This window comes from Acidovorax sp. SRB_24, assembly GCF_012931925.1.
On the sequence record NZ_MWOM01000246.1, the window covers coordinates 1 to 450 of the forward strand.

Below are 450 nucleotides of genomic sequence, written 5' to 3' on the forward strand. Positions count from 1 at the left end.
CTGGTGGGCAAGCACACGGTGATGGTCGCCAACCTCGCGCCGCGCAAGATGAAGTTCGGCATCTCCGAAGGCATGGTGCTCGCTGCCAGCCATGGCGACGAGAAGGCGAACCCCGGCATCCACGTGCTCGAACCCCTGCCCGGCGCAACGCCCGGCATGCGCGTGCGCTGAGCGCCCCGCGGCGGCCGCGCCGCCACGCCTCGGCCCGCCAGGGCTGGAAGCTGCGCCTTCCAGCCCTTTTTTTCAAGACAAACCGGCCTTAAACCCTTATCCAATCAGCGCTTGCAGCTATAAAACCAAGAGCAAACCTGGACCCTGCGCCGCGCAGGCCCGCGGCCGCAGCTGCACCCGTGCGTCACCTTGGCGCCACAGCATCGCCCCGCCAGCGCCCGGATGGGCTATCTTGCGCGGCAGAGCCCGCTCCAGCGGGCCGCAGGAGGCACAGCATGG

1 protein-coding gene is annotated in these 450 nt (G+C 68.7%); it reads left to right on the forward strand.

Annotation, left to right across the window (positions count from 1 at the left end; translation table 11 throughout):
* On the forward strand, positions 1 to 171 hold a 171-nt coding region (locus tag B2J89_RS21775), incomplete at its 5' end, for a hypothetical protein (RefSeq protein WP_169170862.1).
* Between the last annotated feature and the right edge of the window lie 279 nt (positions 172 to 450).